18 protein-coding genes and 2 tRNA genes are annotated in these 17,854 nt (G+C 41.3%); 8 read left to right on the forward strand and 12 right to left on the reverse strand.

Annotated features, from left to right (window positions below):
- Window position 1: 1 nt before the first annotated feature.
- Both WC724_00365 and WC724_00370 read right to left on the reverse strand, forming a co-directional pair.
- On the reverse strand, window positions 2-220 hold the full coding sequence (locus tag WC724_00365) for a helix-turn-helix transcriptional regulator (GenBank protein ID MFA6077461.1): 219 nt from the start codon (window positions 218-220) through the stop codon (window positions 2-4).
- 1,922 nt (window positions 221-2,142) lie between these two features.
- Window positions 2,143-2,214 (reverse strand) — tRNA-Glu (locus WC724_00370).
- A 72-nt stretch (window positions 2,215-2,286) separates the two neighbouring features.
- On the opposite strand from WC724_00370, the gene WC724_00375 reads away from it, so the two are divergent.
- Both WC724_00375 and WC724_00380 read left to right on the forward strand, forming a co-directional pair.
- A tRNA-Ser gene (locus WC724_00375) sits at window positions 2,287-2,376 on the forward strand.
- Between the two features lie 3 nt (window positions 2,377-2,379).
- Window positions 2,380-2,631 carry an MGMT family protein gene (locus tag WC724_00380; protein ID MFA6077462.1) on the forward strand — a complete coding sequence of 84 codons (252 nt, stop codon included), beginning with the start codon at window positions 2,380-2,382 and terminating at the stop codon, window positions 2,629-2,631.
- Here the strand turns inward: WC724_00380 and WC724_00385 are convergent.
- The 8 genes from WC724_00385 to WC724_00420 all read right to left on the reverse strand — a co-directional run bounded on the left by WC724_00385 (window position 2,628) and on the right by WC724_00420 (window position 9,233).
- Window positions 2,628-3,569 carry an FAD-dependent oxidoreductase gene (locus WC724_00385; GenBank protein ID MFA6077463.1) on the reverse strand — a complete coding sequence of 314 codons (942 nt, stop codon included), beginning with the start codon at window positions 3,567-3,569 and terminating at the stop codon, window positions 2,628-2,630. The two genes, WC724_00380 and WC724_00385, sit on opposite strands and share 4 nt — an antisense overlap.
- A 3-nt stretch (window positions 3,570-3,572) precedes the next feature.
- Window positions 3,573-4,745 (reverse strand): cell division protein FtsZ, encoded by a 1,173-nt coding sequence (gene ftsZ / locus WC724_00390; protein MFA6077464.1) that lies wholly within the window; start codon window positions 4,743-4,745, stop codon window positions 3,573-3,575.
- 127 nt (window positions 4,746-4,872) lie between these two features.
- Window positions 4,873-6,033 carry a cell division protein FtsA gene (gene ftsA / locus WC724_00395; protein ID MFA6077465.1) on the reverse strand — a complete coding sequence of 387 codons (1,161 nt, stop codon included), beginning with the start codon at window positions 6,031-6,033 and terminating at the stop codon, window positions 4,873-4,875.
- Window positions 6,034-6,089: 56 nt separating this feature from the next.
- Entirely contained in the window at window positions 6,090-6,482 is a 393-nt protein-coding gene (gene ybeY / locus WC724_00400; GenBank protein MFA6077466.1) for an rRNA maturation RNase YbeY, read from the reverse strand.
- Between the two features lie 2 nt (window positions 6,483-6,484).
- Entirely contained in the window at window positions 6,485-6,733 is a 249-nt protein-coding gene (locus WC724_00405) for a hypothetical protein (protein ID MFA6077467.1), read from the reverse strand.
- A gap of 46 nt (window positions 6,734-6,779) precedes the next feature.
- Complete coding sequence (gene hisS / locus WC724_00410) at window positions 6,780-8,129, reverse strand: histidine--tRNA ligase (GenBank protein MFA6077468.1); 1,350 nt, start codon at window positions 8,127-8,129, stop codon at window positions 6,780-6,782.
- Between the two features lie 129 nt (window positions 8,130-8,258).
- The gene (lepB, locus tag WC724_00415) at window positions 8,259-8,891 is read right to left on the reverse strand and encodes a signal peptidase I (protein ID MFA6077469.1); all 633 of its coding nucleotides are present in this window, start codon (window positions 8,889-8,891) and stop codon (window positions 8,259-8,261) included.
- A gap of 93 nt (window positions 8,892-8,984) precedes the next feature.
- Window positions 8,985-9,233 (reverse strand): hypothetical protein, encoded by a 249-nt coding sequence (locus WC724_00420; GenBank protein MFA6077470.1) that lies wholly within the window; start codon window positions 9,231-9,233, stop codon window positions 8,985-8,987.
- Window positions 9,234-9,348: 115 nt separating this feature from the next.
- On the opposite strand from WC724_00420, the gene pth reads away from it, so the two are divergent.
- Window positions 9,349-9,939 (forward strand): aminoacyl-tRNA hydrolase, encoded by a 591-nt coding sequence (gene pth, locus WC724_00425; GenBank protein MFA6077471.1) that lies wholly within the window; start codon window positions 9,349-9,351, stop codon window positions 9,937-9,939.
- 72 nt (window positions 9,940-10,011) lie between these two features.
- Entirely contained in the window at window positions 10,012-10,335 is a 324-nt protein-coding gene (locus WC724_00430; GenBank protein MFA6077472.1) for a hypothetical protein, read from the forward strand.
- A gap of 178 nt (window positions 10,336-10,513) precedes the next feature.
- Here the strand turns inward: WC724_00430 and WC724_00435 are convergent, their stop codons facing one another.
- A complete protein-coding gene (locus tag WC724_00435) occupies window positions 10,514-11,659 on the reverse strand; it encodes a S1 RNA-binding domain-containing protein (protein ID MFA6077473.1) in 1,146 nt (381 codons plus the stop codon).
- A 470-nt stretch (window positions 11,660-12,129) separates the two neighbouring features.
- On the opposite strand from WC724_00435, the gene WC724_00440 reads away from it, so the two are divergent.
- Entirely contained in the window at window positions 12,130-12,282 is a 153-nt protein-coding gene (locus tag WC724_00440) for a hypothetical protein (GenBank protein MFA6077474.1), read from the forward strand.
- A 631-nt stretch (window positions 12,283-12,913) separates the two neighbouring features.
- Here WC724_00440 and WC724_00445 read toward each other — a convergent pair.
- Window positions 12,914-14,161 (reverse strand): MFS transporter, encoded by a 1,248-nt coding sequence (locus tag WC724_00445; protein ID MFA6077475.1) that lies wholly within the window; start codon window positions 14,159-14,161, stop codon window positions 12,914-12,916.
- A gap of 216 nt (window positions 14,162-14,377) precedes the next feature.
- On the opposite strand from WC724_00445, the gene WC724_00450 reads away from it, so the two are divergent.
- From WC724_00450 to gyrA, 3 genes are read left to right on the forward strand one after another with little or no spacing between them, the layout of a single operon-like run.
- Window positions 14,378-15,010 (forward strand): MBL fold metallo-hydrolase, encoded by a 633-nt coding sequence (locus tag WC724_00450; GenBank protein MFA6077476.1) that lies wholly within the window; start codon window positions 14,378-14,380, stop codon window positions 15,008-15,010.
- Window positions 15,011-15,012: 2 nt separating this feature from the next.
- On the forward strand, window positions 15,013-15,285 hold the full coding sequence (locus tag WC724_00455; GenBank protein MFA6077477.1) for a hypothetical protein: 273 nt from the start codon (window positions 15,013-15,015) through the stop codon (window positions 15,283-15,285).
- A gap of 47 nt (window positions 15,286-15,332) precedes the next feature.
- Window positions 15,333-17,792: a DNA gyrase subunit A gene (gyrA, locus tag WC724_00460; protein ID MFA6077478.1), complete on the forward strand. Its 2,460-nt coding sequence runs from the start codon at window positions 15,333-15,335 to the stop codon at window positions 17,790-17,792.
- The last annotated feature ends 62 nt before the right edge of the window (window positions 17,793-17,854 follow it).

Here is a 17,854-nt window from a genome sequence, read left to right on the forward strand (position 1 = left end):
ATTATAGAAAATATGATGACGGTTTTTGGTATATCTCTGCAAATTTTTTCATTTCTGCCACATCAAGCCTTCTTTCACCAGATTCAATCTTTGAGATAAAAGATTGTGGTTTCCCGAGCTTATCAGCAACATCTTGCTGTGCTAATCCGGCTTCAACACGCGCCTTTTTCAAGCGTCTTATAATCTCTTTGTAGTCCTTTGAATAAACAGATTTACTCATGTATTTAGTATGATATATCCTTTTATGGTATAATCCCAAAATAGGATTATATAGAGTAGTTTTACCCCTCGCCCCATCGCCCATACCTAAATCAAAGAATTTCCCGCCGGACTGATAAAGAATGGAGAGCGATGGGGCGAAGGGCGACCGCGCGTAATCGCGCGGTGGGCGCCGAGTGAAGCGAGGCGTTACGAGCTCCGCTCGAAAAAGGTTCGTGCAAAGGATAGAATTACATCACAATTTGATACATCGGCTGGATTAAGAAAAAAATCGGCGTCCGCCTTCGGCGGAGTAAGTGGAGATAAAACGAAATCTGCCTTGCGGGTGCGGGCGAAATCGGAGGGCGGGCAAAATGAGATTGAGATAGTTTTTAAAGATTTTGAATCCAAAAGCGATATGTCTAAACCAAAATATTTTCTCTATGCTCGCAAGAGTACTGAAGATGACGATAAGCAAGTCATGAGTATTGAAGCTCAATTGTTTGAACTTCGTGAGTTTGCGAGCAGAGAAAATCTTGAAATTATTGAGGAATTTCAAGAGTCAAAAAGCGCAAAGAGTCCGGGACGAGAAGTGTTCGGCGTAATGATGATGCGTATAGAGAAAATGGGTAATGTTGGTATTCTCGCGTGGCATCCTGACCGCTTGGCGAGAAACAGTATTGATGGCGGACGCATCATTTACGCCGTAGACACTTCAAAAATCGTCTCTTTGCGTTTTCCGACATTTTGGTTTGAACCCACTCCGCAGGGGCTATTTATGCTTCAAGTGGCGTTCGGACAGTCCAAATATTATTCCGACAATTTGAAGCAGAATGTTGAACGAGGTATGCGCCAAAAACTGCGACGGGGCGAATGGCTGACACGCGCTCCCTTCGGGTATGTGAACAATCCTAAAACGCGCAATATTGAGCCGGATGTAGTGAAATCTAAAATTATTGTCCGCGCGTTTGGAGAATATGTAAAAGGAACACATACTCTAGAGTCGCTGTCGCAGTTTTTGGCTCTGCACGGTGTAGCGCAAAAGTCCGGAACGCCACTTGGCAAAGCTTCCGTGAAAAGAATTTTGACTAATCGCGCTTATCTTGGATTCACTTTGCATCGCGGAGAATATTTTCCCGGAAGCTTTGCGCCAATTCTTTCTCCGACATTGTTTGAAGCTGTACAAAAAAGATTGGAAGAGCGAGCGCGTCCAAGACACAGCAAAATATCCCATAATTTTCCTTTCGTTGGTCTTTTTCGTTGTGGCGAGTGTGGCTCAATGATTACCGCCCAATGGGCGACAAACCGGTGGGGTTCAAAGTATAGATATTATCGCTGTACGAAAAAGAAAGGAAAATGTTATCAGGGATATTTGAAAGAAGACGCTCTCGCTCTCCAAGTTAAGGAACAGCTTCAATCAGTGTCTATACCCCTAGCGTGGGCGGATTATATGCTCAAAAAAGTGGAAGAATTTGAGCATAACGAAAAACACGCTTCGGGAAATCGTCTCGGGCAGATGAAGGACAATCTGAAAACGCTTGAAGCGAAGTTAGACGCTCTTGTTGATTTGTATCTAAACCAAGACATTGAGCGCGAGATATATCTGACGAAAAAGGACGCGCTCATGCGTCAAAAACTTTCGCTTCAAGCCAAATCTTCATCCGCCCGAGCCGTGAGAAAGAATTGGGTCGAACCCCTGCGGAAATGGATTTTGGATTCAAAACGCTCGGGGTTTCTCGCCACGAGCGAAAATCTCTATGAGATGAGAGATTTTCTTCGTTCCTTCGGAACGAACCCCTCGCTTAAAGACAAAACTATCTCAATCTCATTTTGCCCGCCCTCCGATTTCGCCCGCACCCGCAAGGCAGATTTCGTTTTATCTCCACTTACTCCGCCGAAGGCGGACGCCGATTTTTTTCTTAATCCAGCCGATGTATCAAATTGTGACCCTACAGGGAATCGAACCCTGGTTCCAAGCTTGAAAAGCTTGTGTCCTAACCGTTAGACGATAGGGCCAAAATTACCGAGAAAGCATACCATTTTTTGCTAAAAATGCAAAAAACCGCTATGATTTAGAACGTTCAAAACGGAGATGTGGCTGAGCGGTTGAAGGCACCACACTCGAAATGTGGCATGGGGGTAACCTCATCGGAGGTTCGAATCCTCCCATCTCCGCCAATAATGAAATCATTCACCCAGAAAGTTTTAGAAGTGGTTTCAAAAATACCAAAGGGTAAAACCTTAACGTATAAAGAAGTGGCGCAAAGAGTGGGGAATCCAAAGGCTTATCGTGCTGTTGGGAATATTCTAAATAAAAATTATAACCCTAAAATTCCGTGTCATAGAGTAGTGCGAAGTGACGGAAAAATTGGTGGGTATAATCGAGGGGAGAAAAAGAAACGAGCGCTTCTTAAAAAAGAAAAACCAATCTAATTTTTTCCGTGAAGATAGATGTAGATGTCTTCCAGTGCTTTAACGGCATCGCCTGCGGCGATATTGTTTTGATGATACAAACCATCTGTGACATCTCCGGCTGCCCAAATACCTAGAGTTGATGTACGTTGGTTTCTTGGATCAACGACAATGTTTTTGCGCTCGTTTAAAGTAATAGTTCCTTCCACTAATCCTGTATTTGGAACTTGTCCGATTTCAATAAAAATACCATCAGTTTTTATTGTGTGTGTTTCTTCAGTTTTTACATCACGATAGGTGAGCGACTCTACGAAATCACCTCCATCAACTTGAATAGTTTCAGCGTTTGAAATTACTTTTGTTTTTTCGTTTTTTAAAACAGCCTCTACTGTGCCAGGATCTGCTTTGCTGAAATCAGAACCACGGTTTAGCAAAGTGACACTTTTACAATAGGCGAGAAGTTGGGCAGCTGATTCAAAGCCAGCATTTCCGGCGCCAATAACAATAACATCCTTATCTGAATAGAGAGGGCCGTCGCAAGAAGCACAATAAGTAATACCTTTGTGTTCGAACTTATCGGCATTTATGGCGTTTAGTTTTTTTCGCGCACTACCTGTTGCAACAAGGATTGAACGTCCAATGAATGTTTTACCAGAAGCGCTTTCAATAGAAAAATTTTCACTGTCTTTTTTAATAGAAGTGATACTTTCACCCTCCTTTATTTCAAGAACATCCTCTGCGTAAGCTTGAAGATGTTTTTTGAAACTTTCAGCAAGGTCGATTCCAGAAATTGAAGGTGTTCCTATCCAGTTATGAATATCTGGTGAGACGACAGATTGTCCGCCGAAATCGTTAGTCAAAAGAAGCGTTTTCAAGCGTTTTCTTGCGGCGTAAACTCCGGCGGCAGAGCCGGCCGGACCACCGCCTATTATGATTAGGTCGTAGACAGAAGTGGTCATTAATTATTTTTGTTTTGAACGGCGTAAAAATGCTGGTACGGCACCCCAGTCGTCATCGTCAGTTTTTTCTTCTTTCTTAACTTCCTTTGGTTGATCTTTTGTTTCCTTTGTTATTTCAATTTTTGTTGGCTCGGTTGAAACAATTGCCACAGCACCTATTGTTGCGTCCTTTTTCTCATCTTTTTGTGAAAACTGGAATAGAGATGGTTTTCTCGGAATAGATGTTGGGAAGCCAGTTGCGATAACAGTGATTCTTATCTCGTCTTTCTTTAGTCTTTCGTCACGGATTGCTCCGAATATAACTTTTGCGTCTTTGTCGATTGATTCGGTAATTATTTTTGCTGCCTCTTGAACTTCGTGCATTGTGAGGTCATCTCCTCCGGCAATTGCAAACAAGACACCTTTTGCGCCTTCTATAGAAATCTCAAGAAGAGGGGAGTTAATGGCTGCTATTGCGGCTTTTTCGGCCCGCTTTTCGCCAGTTGCACGGCCGATACCCATGAGAGCAGAACCTGCGTCTGCCATAACGGCACGAATGTCTGCGAAGTCTACGTTAACTATTCCAGGGATAGTGATAAGTTCAGAAATTCCCTCAACAGCTTGGCGTAATATCTCGTCGCACATTGCGAATGAATCCTTAAGGCTTGTGTCTTTACCAACAGCCGCTAGTAGGCGGTCGTTTGGAACAACAATAAGAGCATCCACTTCTTTTTCTAGGTCCTCGAGGCCTTTTTCAGCCAATCTCATTCTTTGGTTTCCTTCAAAAAAGAATGGCTTTGTGACAACACCGACAGTAAGGACTCCTTGCTCTTTTGCAATTTTAGCGACAACTGGAGCGGCGCCTGTTCCTGTTCCACCACCCATTCCGCAAGCGATAAAAACCATATCAGCACCCTTAAGTGCATCAACGATTTCATCTTTTGTTTCTTCTGCTGCGCGCTTACCAACCTCTGGATTCATTCCAGCACCGAGTCCTTTTGTTAAATTTTTCCCAATATGGATTTTTTTTGTAGCGAGAGAGTAGTGAAGATCTTGAGTATCAGTGTTCATCGCAAGAAAATCAACGCCTTTAACCTTAGAATTAATCATGTGGTTCAAAGCATTGTTTCCAGAACCACCCACACCCAAAACTTTAATTCTTGCAAATGCTTCTATTACTGGATTGATTTTTGGCATAATGTTTCTTGTTGGTCTAACGTTGACCTCTCCTTAATGCTTATTAAAAGTTTTCATATCATAACAGAAAAAGGCTAAAAAAAGAAAGACTCCATTTTCGCTTTTAAGTACCCGGTTTTACGTAGTTTTAAGGCAAAAGACTCTTCACAAAGTCTTTAATTCCAGAGGAAATATCGCCCCATAAGCCGACTTCTTTACTTTCGTCATTTTTACCAGCAATACATAGTCCATACGGGACAAACCACGTAGAGTCTAGCATTTTTGGTTTACCAGAACTTGTGTCGACTATCTCTTTTCCGAGCACCTTAACAGGAAGAGAAAGCGATGCACGAGCCAAGTCTTCTACTGTAGAAATACCAGAACCACCACCTGTGATAAATATACCAGCCGGGAGTAATCCACTTCTGCCAATTTTTTTTAAATGATTATCAATAAGTTCAAATATGTCTGTTAAACGTGCCTCGATTATTTCTTCAAGACGTTTACGGGGATATTGGTCACGTTTTTCTCCACGTTTTATCACCTCCGCTTCTTCAAGAGAAACACGCAAGCCGAGTGCAATATCGCTTGTAATATCTGTTGATCCTATTTGGAAAACATGAAGTGAGATTGGAACATCGTTTTCAAAAACTACAAGCGAGACCGTTTCTGCGCCAATATTTACAATTGCGCAACCAACGGTTTTTTGTCTTTTATTAACAGCAACGTAGCTTGCTGCAAGTGGAGAAGCAACAACCTCAGCAACTTGCACACCCGCTTCTTCGACAACAAGAGCCATGTCTTCTAAATGTTGTTTTAGACATGTAATAAAAAGCGTTTTTACTTCAAGCTTGAGACCTTTCATTCCCACAGCTCTACCGTGAACCTCTTTTCCGTCTATTTTAAAGCCGACAGGAATTATTTTTATTATCTTTCGGTTATTTAAGGCTCCGATATTTTTTTTACACTCCTCGACTGCTTTTGCAATATCACCTTCAGAGACCTCACTGTCACCACGTGAGATGACCGCAGTTCCTGAGGTCAAAACTGAATCAAGGCTAATCCCACCCAAAGATAAGAATGCTTTTTTGATTGTAAAACGGGAGTTTTTTTCGGCGTCTCGAATTGCTCTCTCGACGCACTTAACAGCTTCTTCTGATTGGATGACGTATCCGTGCCTTAATCCACGAGATTCCGCGATACCGGTGCCGATAATTCTTGGTAATTCGGTGTTAGGAAAATACTCCGCGACTACAACGCGGACAAGAGAAGTTCCTACATCTATGCCAACAACTATTTTTCTCGCCATGAGCTTAAAAATTAAGCAGTGAGAGAGTAAAAATGTTAGCTTCTTTTACTTGTTAATTAAAGCAAACCGAATTTGTCCATCACCACCTTTTCTTTGCTCTCCATTGTACTACCATGTTGCATTCCTTTCAAATGAAGCATCGCGTGGATAACCAGATGGCCAACAAAATTTTTGTAAGTCGTATTAAAAAGGGGAGCATCATGTCTCGCTGTTTTTAAAGAAATGATTATTTCACCATTTCCTTTTTCATACGCAAAGGAAAGAACGTTTGTTGGTTTGTTTTTACCGCGATATTTTTTATTTAATTCCTGAGATTTTTTAAGACCAACAAAAGCAATTGAGAGGTTATAGTTTTTACCTAAAACTGTGTTTTTTATTGCCACAAAAGGCAAGCTTGGAAGCTTGCCTTTTGTTTCTCTTATTACCGAAAGATTATCTTTCTCTATCATTTTTATCGGAACGATCTCCTTTTCTTTTCTGGTAGTTTACCAAGTTTCTTTAGTTTTTCGTATTCAACTCTGCGTCCAATAACTACCAATGCACTTCTTTTTTTAGCTAGTTTTGATTTTCCGCGTTGATTGTATCTAATACTTCGAACCTTTCTTAAAACGCCAGATTCCTGGACGCGCTTAGTAAAGCGACGCAAAAGATTTGTGCCGTTTTCGTTATTATTCTTAGTGACTTCAACGTTTATTCCCATGAAGGCAAATCCTATCACAGAGTGCCTGTGTGGGCAACCCCTTAGATTATCGTTCCTTTATCTTTTTTATGTAGTCGGCGAGTTCCTCTATTTTTACGGTATCTTGGGAGCGGGTGGCCATATCGCGGACGATAACTGTGCCCTCTAGTGCTTCTTTTTGTCCAAAGATAATCGTATACGGGACTTCAAGACGCTCTGCTGTTGAAAGCTGGGCAGAAAGGTTGTCTTTTGCAAGGGTTTGGGCCATAGGAATGCGCGCCTTACGGAGAATCTCCACAATGGCAAGACTCTTTAGTTTTGCCTCAAAACCAAGCTGGATAAAGCAAACTTTTGGCTTTTTGATAATTCTAGGAGAAAGTGGTTTGTGGTTTTTCGACATGATAATTCGGTCGACACCAATACTTGCTCCAACCGACGGCACGTCTTTTTTTGAACCCAGAAGTTTCCCGAGGTAGTCATATCTTCCTCCTCCAGCAAGGGAGAGAGGCTGGCGCTCTATTACTTCTGTTTTTACTTCTCCATTTTCTGTTGCAACTTCAGTAACTTCATCAAGCACTTCAACGAACTCAAAAACAGTTTTCGTGTAATAGCTTAGTCCGCGAACGAGGTTGTGGTTAATGCGATAAGGAATACCCATTTCTTCTAGATACTCAAGGACCTCTTTGAAGTGAGCTTTACATGAACTACAAAGATAAGTTATCGAGTTCGGAGCACCCTCCTTGATAGGAATACATTTTTCGTTTTTACAATCGAGCAAGCGGAGTGGATTTGTTTTCAATCTATCTCGGCAATTTCCACAAATGTTGTCTAAGTGTTTTTTGTAATAGTTCGTTAGTTCTCGGATATATGTTCCACGACACTCTTTGTCACCAATGCTGTTTATATCAAGAGAAATTTTTTCAATACCAGCTTCGTTTAAAATAGTAGCAAACGTGCGGATTATAATTGCATCAGCGATACTTTTTTGGGTCCCGAGTATTTCTAGGCTAAATTGTCGCAACTCACGCAAGCGTCCACGTTGTGGGTTGTCGTGTCTGAAATAAGGACCATAGGAATAAAGCATCACTGGTTGGGGTAATGCCTGCATTCCATTTTCGATATATGCTCGCATAACGCCAGCAGTTCCTTCTGGGCGCATTGCTAAATGGTCACCTCCTTTTGTTTTTAGGGTGTACATTTCTTTGTCGATAATATCTGTTCCCTCACCAATCCCAGAAGTGAAAACTTCTTCCTTTTCTAATATTGGGGTTTCAATTGGTTTGAACCCATAGTAGATAGCAACTTCCTGTGCTTTTTCGAAAAAACCTTGGTACTGATAATACTCATCATCCAAAATATCGCGCATTCCTTTTGGGGCGTTTAAGGTCTCTTTGTTTGGTTTTTTTTCTTGATTCATCCCGTTAGAAATAGGAAGCACTAGTGCTTCCGTTATTTAATTTAATAACTATTGCTTGGCTGACTGATTGTATGGTAAATGTCTTCATCGGTAAAATATAACTTGGTGATTTCTAACGGGATCATATTTTTAATTAATTCCACCTGGGTAATAAGAGATACGGTTTAGCGGGAAAAGGCGAAAGAGGGCCTGGCCGACGATGGCGTCGCGCCTCACCGGACCAACCATTCGTGAATCAAGAGAGAGTGGTCGGTTATCTCCCATAACAAAATATTGATCGTCTCCAAGTGTTGCTTCAAAATTACCCGTTTTGATATCTTTTAAATATGGCTCGGTGACAACAAATCCAGTTTTATTTTCGGCATTTATTACTGTGAGAACGTTGTTTCTGTAGCGGAGAGTTTCACCAGGTAGACCCATTATGCGTTTAATCAAATTCTCAGACGCATTTCCAGGTTTTTTGACTATAACAACATCACCCCTTTTTGGCTCGTTAAAGCGATAGGAAATTTCGTCTACGATGAGGTATTCACCAGTTTCAAATGTTGGAGACATTGAAACGCCAGAAACTATAAATGGCTGAGCAATAAAATATCTGAAGGGAAGAACGATAAGTGCGGCGATAATCGCAAAACGGAAAATTTCTCCCCAGAATGACTCTAGAGGTTTTTCTTTTTCGCTATTACTCATAGGTGGTGGCGTAATTTTTTCTCGCTCATCCATATTGTTTGCGAATGATACTACTTTTTTGTGTATTGACACAAGATTTTTTTACGTGCTCTGGTGTTTTTCAAATTAAAAAATCCGACACAGTGCTTGTGTCGGATTGTTTTCCTGTTGCTATTGGTGAAAGAGTTAGCCGTGCTTCTCATTACGACCACGCTGGTGCCCGCGAACTTGGTTGAAGGGGGTCCTTCTTCCTCGTGATTTTTTGCCAATGATTTTTGGGTCAAAATCTTTTTGCGGTACCACCGGCGTGGCGATAGCTTCTTTCAATAGCGGAGTTTTTGGGGTTACAGCTACTTCGGCTGAGATTACCCCCACTCTTGCCAGGAACTTTGCCAGGAAAGATGATGATAATCTGCGCTTAAAGTAGCCGTTCACGGCAACCTCCATATTTAACGAACAGACTCATATTATGACATAAATTTTGTAAAAGAAAAGAGCTATCTTTCCTCCTGATTTTTTAGATATGGGAATATACTGTAATATTGAAAATATGAATTACATCGTTGTTGGACTAGGAAATCCAGGAGAGGAATATGAAATGACGCGTCATAACACTGGGCGCATTGTTCTCGCGCCATTTCACAAGAAAGAAGATTTTTCCGACTGGAAAATCGACAAGAAGTTAAAGGCATTAGTTTCAGTTGGTAAAATCGGAAAAGATAAAGTAGAAATTATTTTTCCAGAAACTTTTATGAACAAATCTGGAGCAAGTATTGCGCCGGTGGTCAAAAATAAAAAACAGGCAGAAAGATTGATTGTTGTTCAAGATGATTTAGATTTACCGCTTGGCACAATAAAAATTTCTTTCAATCGCGGTTCCGGTGGTCATAAGGGGATTGAGTCAATAATAAGAGCGATAAAAACAGAAGCATTTGTTCGCGTTCGTGTTGGTGTTTCACCAAAGACGACAAAAGGAAAAGCAAAAAAACCAAAAGGCGAAGATAAGATTGTTGATTTTATTATTGGCAAATTTTCTAAATTAGAACAAGAAGCAATAAAAAAAGTTGGCAAGCAAGTTACTGAAGCGATTACGGTCCTTGTAAAAGAAGGTCGCGAAAAAGCGATGGGGGAGTTTAATTAGTTTCTAAACTTTCACTTAAATACTATTCGTGTTAGTTTTTGGTAAGCATTTTCTTTTGGAGGATGATTTATCATGGCGAGACGCAAAAAACTGGTTCATAAGAGTATTTGGTTTGAGAGGACAAAGGCGAAAGATGGCACTGGGCCAAGGGAGAAGGCCTTTGCTCATACTTGGGAAAAGGAGAACGTTCCTCGGCGACATTTCCCGTTTTCCAATTCTTGTTCGCGCCTTGAAATGCTCATGCGCGATGAAGAAAAGTTGATTCCCGTGTCTCAGGAGTCAGCGACGGCAGTTGCGACGATTGTCCAGTGGCTTGGGTCAAATTGCGGGTGGGTCTTTCTCGAGGCGGCATTGCATAATGCCGGATACCGCATTGTTCCATTGAAAGAGAAGTGAATGGAACAACCGGAAAACAAAATCGCCCCATGTGGGGCGATTTTTTCTTGCATTTTGTGTTTAACTTTAGAGTGAGATATGTCTTTTTGAAAACATTGCGCAGGCCGACGAGGCCGAGCATAGCGATTCGCTAGCAAGCGAATACGCGTGTTTTCAAAAAGAGCATAGCGAGCGGTTTTTATTTCTTTTTCGATTCGTCTAAGTAGGTGAGCGTCATTCTTTGTTCCTTTGGTTCAAAGAAAGTGATTTGGAAGTTGTAAGTCTTTCCAAGCTCTAATGCTTCACGAATTTTTTCTTCAGAACCAAATTCGGAAACATGAGCCAATCCCGCGACACCTTCTTCGATTGAGACAAGCGCACCGTGTTTGTTGAACTTAATAACAACACCATTCACGATATCGCCTTTTTTGTATCTCTTCTCGATACCTTTCCATGGGTTTTCCTTGAGAGCCTTGATGGATAAGGAAATCTTTCCTTCTTTGATTTCGATAACCTTGACCTTTATCTTGTCTCCAACTCTAAACATTGAGCGTGGATCTTCTACGAGACCCCAATCAATTTCCGAGATATGAACAAGACCTTCGAGACCATCTTCAATTTTAATGAAGACGCCGAAGTCGACAATGCCTGTCACTTCGCCAAGAAGTTCGTCGCCAACCTCAAACTTGGAAAGGACGGCATCTCGTTCCTTGTGATCTTCTCCTTTTTCAGAAAAGATAAGTTTTCCTTCTTTAGGACTTGCCGAGATGATGTAAACACCAAGTTTTGTTCCAACGAGTTTCTTTAACTCACGCAAGATTTTGTCTTTGTCGCCATCTTCAACGCGTGGATAGTGTTCAGGTTTTAGTTGAGAAGCAGGGAGGAATCCAACGATACCTTGCCATTCAATAATAAGACCGCCCTTGTTTGCCTCTTTGATTGGAAGCTCAAGAGTTGTCTTTGCTTTGATTGCGGCCTCAGCGTCGCTCCAAATAAGAGCTTGGCGAGCCTCCTTGAGAGACAACTCAATATATCCATCTTCGTTTACAGTTGAAACAACCTTCGCTTTAACAGAATCACCGATATTTATTTTTTTGATAATTTCTCGGGCATTTATAAATTCACGTCCGAAAATAATACCTGTTCCAAACGGCTTCAAATCAACAAACACCGCTGCACGCTCAATTCCAATGACTGGTCCTTCAATCAAGTCCTCGTCTTTTAACATCGCGCCACTGTGCTCAACAACCATCTTAAGCGCATTCGCTTTTTTTAACGCCTCCTCGTATTCGGCTAATTCCGAAAAATCAGCTAAATCAAATTTCTCTTTCTTTTTTGCAGTCATAATAATTAATTAAAAAAATCCGCCACCTTATGCAGGTGAAGCGGAATATCTCCCAGATTCGCTTGTGTACTACTAAAACTGGAGCCAAGCGAGGTTAACTGGGAAATCCGCTGTTAATGACGAAAAGGTAACACAAAGCGGATAAAAGTTCAATGTTTTGTGGTGCTAAAAATAAAAAAGTAAAAGCCCGCATTATGCGGGCTTCCCCCAATCCGGGTTTCGGTTTAGGGTCGTCTCGGTGGACGTCTGTACGGCGCGTGGCGCAGTTTCTGGCACATGGCTGTCTCCAATTTGTTTTGGATGTTGCTTAGGGTTTTATTCGAACCCCGAGTTTTAAAACTCCTTTCTCTTGTTGAAGATTTAATTGAGGATTTGGCCGGGGCAACACTTTCGTGTGGTCGCCCCGGCCTCCCCAAACGCGGGAGGTTTTCCCGCGAACCAGATTGTCCGCCGGTGGAGTTTAGCCCAATGTGGGAATTCTCTCCGAGCGAGGCGCGACATCTGGCACTACCCCAACTTTCGTTGGGTACTTCTGGCTTGCCGTTGCCCTGGTTTCAGGTCGTGCCGGCGGCCGCGCAGTTGTCGCTGATCGTCTTGCCCTGGTTGATTTCGTTGAATTTTAAACAACACTCCTCACTTGCCGTTGCCGGCGGTCCGTGCATATACATGGCGATCTCCTCTAGAACTTCAGCCTTTGGTTTTTTAGGTTAGAAACCAAGGGTACCAAAACCGCCCCTTTTTGGAACGTGCTACTAGGGAAAAGGTTAGCACGGAACTGTATTATTGTCAACCATTAAAAACTGGCTCAAATAAAGGAGTTTTTAGGTAATTAGTGTTTAAATTTCGTGGAAAAGTGCTTTTTTTCTTTCTTCAAAAAAGAGAACAAATGTTAACCACGCAAGAATGCTCATAGATCCGGCAATTCCACTAGAAAAATTTACCTAAAAAACAGAACAGAAATAGAAGTAGTATGAAAACGGAAAGGGCAGGGTATCTTGTTTTTGATACTCCTGCCCTTTTGGTGTGTAGGTCACCACCCTTAAAACATAGTCGGGTGGGATACGAACATCCTACCTTTGGCCTTAATCGCTGGGAGACCACCAGATTGCGAGCACTACCCGCGGCGTAAAGTGCGACTTTTGTATAATCCCGGGCGCCTTCCCGTGTTGCATCTTTAGCTATTCTAGCTTAATTCGTTATTTTTGTCAATAGCTAAAATACCCTTTAAACAAAAGGTATTTTGGTGGTTAGTATTTAAACCTCGTGGAAAAGTGCTTTTTTTCTTTCTTCAAAAAAGAGAACAAATGTTAACCACGCAAGAATGCTCATGGCGCCAGCTATTAAAATCGGAAGATTAATTGATATTGTCGCGGCAAACCCGGCGAGTATTGGAGGGAGGGCTTGGGCAAGGGATTGAATTGATTGATTTATTCCCAAAATTTCACCTTGTGACTCTTTGTCGGCCAAATTGGAAACAATAGCGTTATAGTTTGGCATTGTGAGTCCATTCCAAATTGAAATAAATGGAATGATTAGATAAATATAAATTGCTTGGTCCGGTAAAAGTAAAAAAGGGAAAGTTAAACCAAGGAGAAGGGTTGAAAAACGGAGAATTTTTACTGGCGCAAATTTAAAGGAAAGTGGGCGCACGATAAGCCCTTGAGTTAGTGCTATGCATAGTCCCATGTACGCAAAAAGATTTCCGAGGTTGCTTTGAGTAAATTCAAATTTGTTTATAAGAAACACTTGGAAAAATTGAGTGAAAAATGCAAATCCAAACGATAAAAGAAAAATGACAATAAAAATAACGCGGAGGTTTTCCATATGAAAAGCTTTTTCTATGTTTTTGAATCCGGTCAGAATAGATATTTTTCTGTGGATCCTTGTTTTTAGTGTTTCTTCAAATTGGAAATAAATTAGTATGATGTTTAAGAACGTAAGTATTGAGGAGAATAAAAATGGCGTTGCGTAATTAAAAGAGCTGTAGACTAATGGGTCAGATAGCTTCCCGCCTAAAAACGGACCGATAATAAATCCTAAACCGAGCATCATTCCTACAAGTCCGAAATTACGTACTTTGGTGCGCTCATCGCTTATGTCGGCAATGGCACTATAAGCAACAGATAAACTTCCTCCAGAAAACCCAGAAAGAATACGCCCGAGGAATATAACAGGAAGGCTGGCCGTTATTATTCCAATAGCTGTGAGTAAGTACCCTGCGAGCATTCCACCAAGGGAAGCTAGAAAAATTGGCTTTCGGCCGATTCTATCTGATAGTCCACCCAAAATAGGAGAACCAAAAAATTGGGCAATTGGATAGCACGCAAGAAGAAAACCCAAAATTATGTTACGAAAGGCGACGCCGTATGAAGGGGGGAGAATCCCCGTTTGGTGCATATCAAGAAGTAATGGGGCGAAAATTGGGATGACAATACCAAAGCCGACCAAGTCGATAAAGACAATAGTGATTATGGGTAGTAGGGGGTTTTTTCTAGCGAGCATAAAAATTGGAAAGACTCTTTGTGTTTAATTATCCCAAAATACTCTTGAAAAACATTGCGCAGCGTGACGACGCGAGCATAGTTGATTCAGCTGGAATCATATCGCGCAATCGTCCATTTAAGCGCGATTTTCTTCAGCAGAAAATTATACGTGTTTTGAAAGAGTATTTTAAAAAGACTTCAAACCAACCAAAATATTTGGTATAGTCATTGGAATATGATTATTACACACTACGGCAAACAATTTTTCAAGGTTCAGCTCGGAGATACGACGCTTGCTTTCAATCCAATTTCAAAAGATTCAAAAGTAAGGGCTGCGCGTTTTGGCGCTGATGTTGCACTTTCTTCTATTAATCACCCCGACTATAACGGGGTTGATACTGTTGTGTATGGAGAAAAAGAGCCACTCGCAATTACAGGACCAGGAGAATACGAAACGCGCGGAGTTTTTATAAAGGGAATTCCCACAGAAGTAACTATTGGAGGAAAAAAATACATTAATACAATTTATCTTTTTGAACTCGACAATATAAAAATTTGTTTTCTTGGCGCATATGCAGGGAAACAATTACCAGCGGTGACGAACGAAGCAATCGAAGAGATTGATATACTTTTTGTTGCGATTGATGGAAATGAGCGAGTAACACCAGCAGATGCATATGCTTTGGCTATTTCTCTTGAACCAAAAATTATTATTCCGATGGATTACGATGAAAATACAAAAGCCCTCAAAACATTTTTAAAAGAAGGGGACGCAGAAGAGGTGAAAGGTCTCGATAAGTACACAGTTAAGAGGAAAGATTTAGAGGGGTGCGCAGGGGATATTGTTGTTTTAGATTCACAATCATAAACATGCAAGAATTAGAAAAATTTTTAGCAGATCTCCGAACAAAACCACTACACGTTAGAAAGACGATTTTAGTTGTTACCACATCGGTAATTACACTTTTTGTTGCGATTACTTGGGGGTATTCATTTCAAGGGAAGTTGGCACAGCTAAATGGAGAGAGGGTAATTGCAGCGACAGCCGCTGCGCCAACTGTACTTATTGGAAAAGAAGCCTCTAGTTTTTGGGGTGGAGTTTCTGGTTTAGTTTCAGAATTAAAACATCAATTATCGTTTTAAAACTGCTTTCAAAATCAGCTCATTTGTGCTAGAATATCCGAAATAATATGGCTAAAGAGAAGGATTTGGAAATAAAAGAGGAACGAAAAGACGGGGTAGTGCCCGTCAATATTAGTTCTGAAATGAAGGAGTCATACCTCGACTATGCGATGTCGGTTATTACCCAGCGCGCTCTTCCTGATGTCCGCGACGGATTGAAGCCGGTGCATCGCCGTATCCTTTATGCGATGAACGAGATGGGACTTAATTCGTCTGCAAAATTTAGAAAATCAGCTGCAGTTGTTGGAGATGTTTTGGGAAAGTATCACCCGCACGGAGACGTGGCTGTTTATGACACCATGGTCAAAATGGCTCAAACTTTCTCCTATCGCTACCCACTTATTTTAGGTCAAGGAAACTTTGGTTCAATCGATGGTGACTCTGCTGCAGCAATGCGTTATACCGAAGCAAAAATGTCTCGTCTTTCCGGCGATCTTCTAAATGACATTGATAAAAATACTGTTGATTTTCGTCCAAACTATGATGGTTCAAGAAAAGAACCGATTGTATTACCAGCAGCAATGCCAAATCTTGTTTTAAACGGAACGCTTGGAATTGCTGTCGGTATGGCCACGAACATTCCCCCACACAATATTAGTGAGGTTATTGATGCCTGCGTCACTCTTATAGATAAAGATGATGTGACAAACGAGGATATTTTAATGCACATCAAAGGTCCAGATTTTCCTACTGGAGGAATGATTTTTGCTGACAAAGAAATGCGTCACGCATATGCGTCTGGTCGTGGTGGTGTCGTTTGTCGCGGTGAGGCAGAAATTTTGGAAACAAAACAGGACCAGTTTCAAATTATAATCACCTCCATTCCTTACCGCGTGAACAAAAGCGAGCTTATTGTTCATATTGCAGATCTTGTTCGCGACAAAAAACTAGAGGGTATTAAAGACATTAGAGACGAATCAACAAGAGATATTCGTGTTGTTATCGATTTGAAAAACGGCATTCATCCTCAGAAGGTTTTGAACTATATCTATAAGCATTCAGAGCTTGAGACAACTTTCCACTTCAATACCCTTGCTCTCCTCGACGGTGTTCCACAAACACTTTCATTTAAGTCTATGCTCGAAGCATTTTTGGCTCATAGGCAAGTTGTTATAAGGCGCCGAACACAATTTGATTTGGACAAAGCCCTTGAACGTGAGCATATTTTGATTGGTTTGAAGAAAGCACTCGATCATATTGAGGCGATTATTAAGACGATCAAAAAATCAAAAGATACTCCGACTGCTCAACTCAATTTGATGAAGGAGTTTAAATTCTCTGATAGGCAAGCGAATGCAATTCTTGAGATGCGTTTGCAAAAACTCGCCGGGCTTGAGCGCAAAAATATTGAACTTGAATTAGAAGAAAAGCAAAAGCTAATCAAAGAGTTGAAAACACTTTTGGCTAGTGAGAAAAAAATACTTGATTTGATTAAGACAGAAATGCTTGAAATTAAAGCAAAGTATGGAGATGCTCGTCGCACAAAAGTTGTCCGTGGTGGAGTAAAGGAAATTTCTGACGAAGATTTGGTTGAAGACAAAGAGTCTGCGCTTGTGTTTACGCAAGGCGGATATGTTAAGCGTACCGACCCAGCAGAGTATCGTGTTCAAAAACGTGGAGGAGTTGGTGTTGTTGATTTAAATACAAAAGAAGAAGACATTGTTTCGCTGTTGATTACAACATCAACGCATAGCGACCTTTTGTTCTTTACAGACAAAGGGAAGGCATACCAAATGAAAATGTATGATATTCCAGAGGGAAGACGCGCAACTCGCGGAAAATCAATTATGAATTTCCTATCGCTTTCTGCGGAAGAAAATGTCACCTCGATTTTGCCGATGCCAAAATCACTTAAGGATGAAAAAATGTCACTCGCAATGCTTACCAAGAACGGAACTATCAAAAAGGTTTCCGCGGATAGTTTCAAAGATGTTCGAAGAAGTGGGCTTATTGCTATCAAACTTGAACAAGGAGACGAGCTTCTCTCAGCTTTCTTTGCGCGTAAAGGAGATAGTATTATTCTTGCAACCAAAAAAGGACAATCAATTCGCTTTGAGGAGTCTGATGTGCGTGAGATGGGACGAGCTGCAGGTGGGGTGCGCGGAGTGAAGCTTGGAAAAGGGGACGCTGTTGTTGGTGCAGATGTTGTGCGCCCTGATTTTAAGAACCCAAACATGCTCGTGATGATGGAAAATGGTTATGGAAAGCGTACTCCAATGAAAGAATATAAAATACAAAAACGTGGTGGTTCAGGAATGAAGACAGCAAAAACTACCCCAAAAACAGGTAACGTCATCGCGGCCAAAATAGTGACCGACGAGCTTACACAAGTTATCGCGATGTCTAAGAAGAGTCAGGTTGTGAAAGTTGACCTCTCAACCATTCCTGTTTTGGGACGCGCTACTCAAGGTGTGCGCATTATGAAGCCAAGAGAGGGGGATAGTTTAGCTTCACTTACTTGTCTTTAATCTAATTCTGTTTTTTTGTTGGTATTTTTTTTCTTTATCATTCCGTTTTTATTTTTAAAAAC

The sequence above is a fragment of the Candidatus Paceibacterota bacterium genome (assembly GCA_041661305.1).
Classification (GTDB): Bacteria; Patescibacteriota; Minisyncoccia; order Phycocordibacterales; family VMEP01; genus VMEP01.

What these genes read in the sequence shown, in the direction of transcription:
- WC724_00365 (MFA6077461.1), bottom strand. Translation starts at nt 220, where the DNA reads ATGAGTAAATCTGTTTATTCAAAGGACTACAAAGAGATTATAAGACGC.
- WC724_00380 (MFA6077462.1), top strand. Translation starts at nt 2,380, where the DNA reads ATGAAATCATTCACCCAGAAAGTTTTAGAAGTGGTTTCAAAAATACCA.
- WC724_00385 (MFA6077463.1), bottom strand. Translation starts at nt 3,569, where the DNA reads ATGACCACTTCTGTCTACGACCTAATCATAATAGGCGGTGGTCCGGCC.
- ftsZ (MFA6077464.1), bottom strand. Translation starts at nt 4,745, where the DNA reads ATGCCAAAAATCAATCCAGTAATAGAAGCATTTGCAAGAATTAAAGTT.
- ftsA (MFA6077465.1), bottom strand. Translation starts at nt 6,033, where the DNA reads ATGGCGAGAAAAATAGTTGTTGGCATAGATGTAGGAACTTCTCTTGTC.
- ybeY (MFA6077466.1), bottom strand. Translation starts at nt 6,482, where the DNA reads ATGATAGAGAAAGATAATCTTTCGGTAATAAGAGAAACAAAAGGCAAG.
- WC724_00405 (MFA6077467.1), bottom strand. Translation starts at nt 6,733, where the DNA reads ATGGGAATAAACGTTGAAGTCACTAAGAATAATAACGAAAACGGCACA.
- hisS (MFA6077468.1), bottom strand. Translation starts at nt 8,129, where the DNA reads ATGAATCAAGAAAAAAAACCAAACAAAGAGACCTTAAACGCCCCAAAA.
- pth (MFA6077471.1), top strand. Translation starts at nt 9,349, where the DNA reads ATGAATTACATCGTTGTTGGACTAGGAAATCCAGGAGAGGAATATGAA.
- WC724_00430 (MFA6077472.1), top strand. Translation starts at nt 10,012, where the DNA reads ATGGCGAGACGCAAAAAACTGGTTCATAAGAGTATTTGGTTTGAGAGG.
- WC724_00435 (MFA6077473.1), bottom strand. Translation starts at nt 11,659, where the DNA reads ATGACTGCAAAAAAGAAAGAGAAATTTGATTTAGCTGATTTTTCGGAA.
- WC724_00445 (MFA6077475.1), bottom strand. Translation starts at nt 14,161, where the DNA reads ATGCTCGCTAGAAAAAACCCCCTACTACCCATAATCACTATTGTCTTT.
- WC724_00450 (MFA6077476.1), top strand. Translation starts at nt 14,378, where the DNA reads ATGATTATTACACACTACGGCAAACAATTTTTCAAGGTTCAGCTCGGA.
- WC724_00455 (MFA6077477.1), top strand. Translation starts at nt 15,013, where the DNA reads ATGCAAGAATTAGAAAAATTTTTAGCAGATCTCCGAACAAAACCACTA.
- gyrA (MFA6077478.1), top strand. Translation starts at nt 15,333, where the DNA reads ATGGCTAAAGAGAAGGATTTGGAAATAAAAGAGGAACGAAAAGACGGG.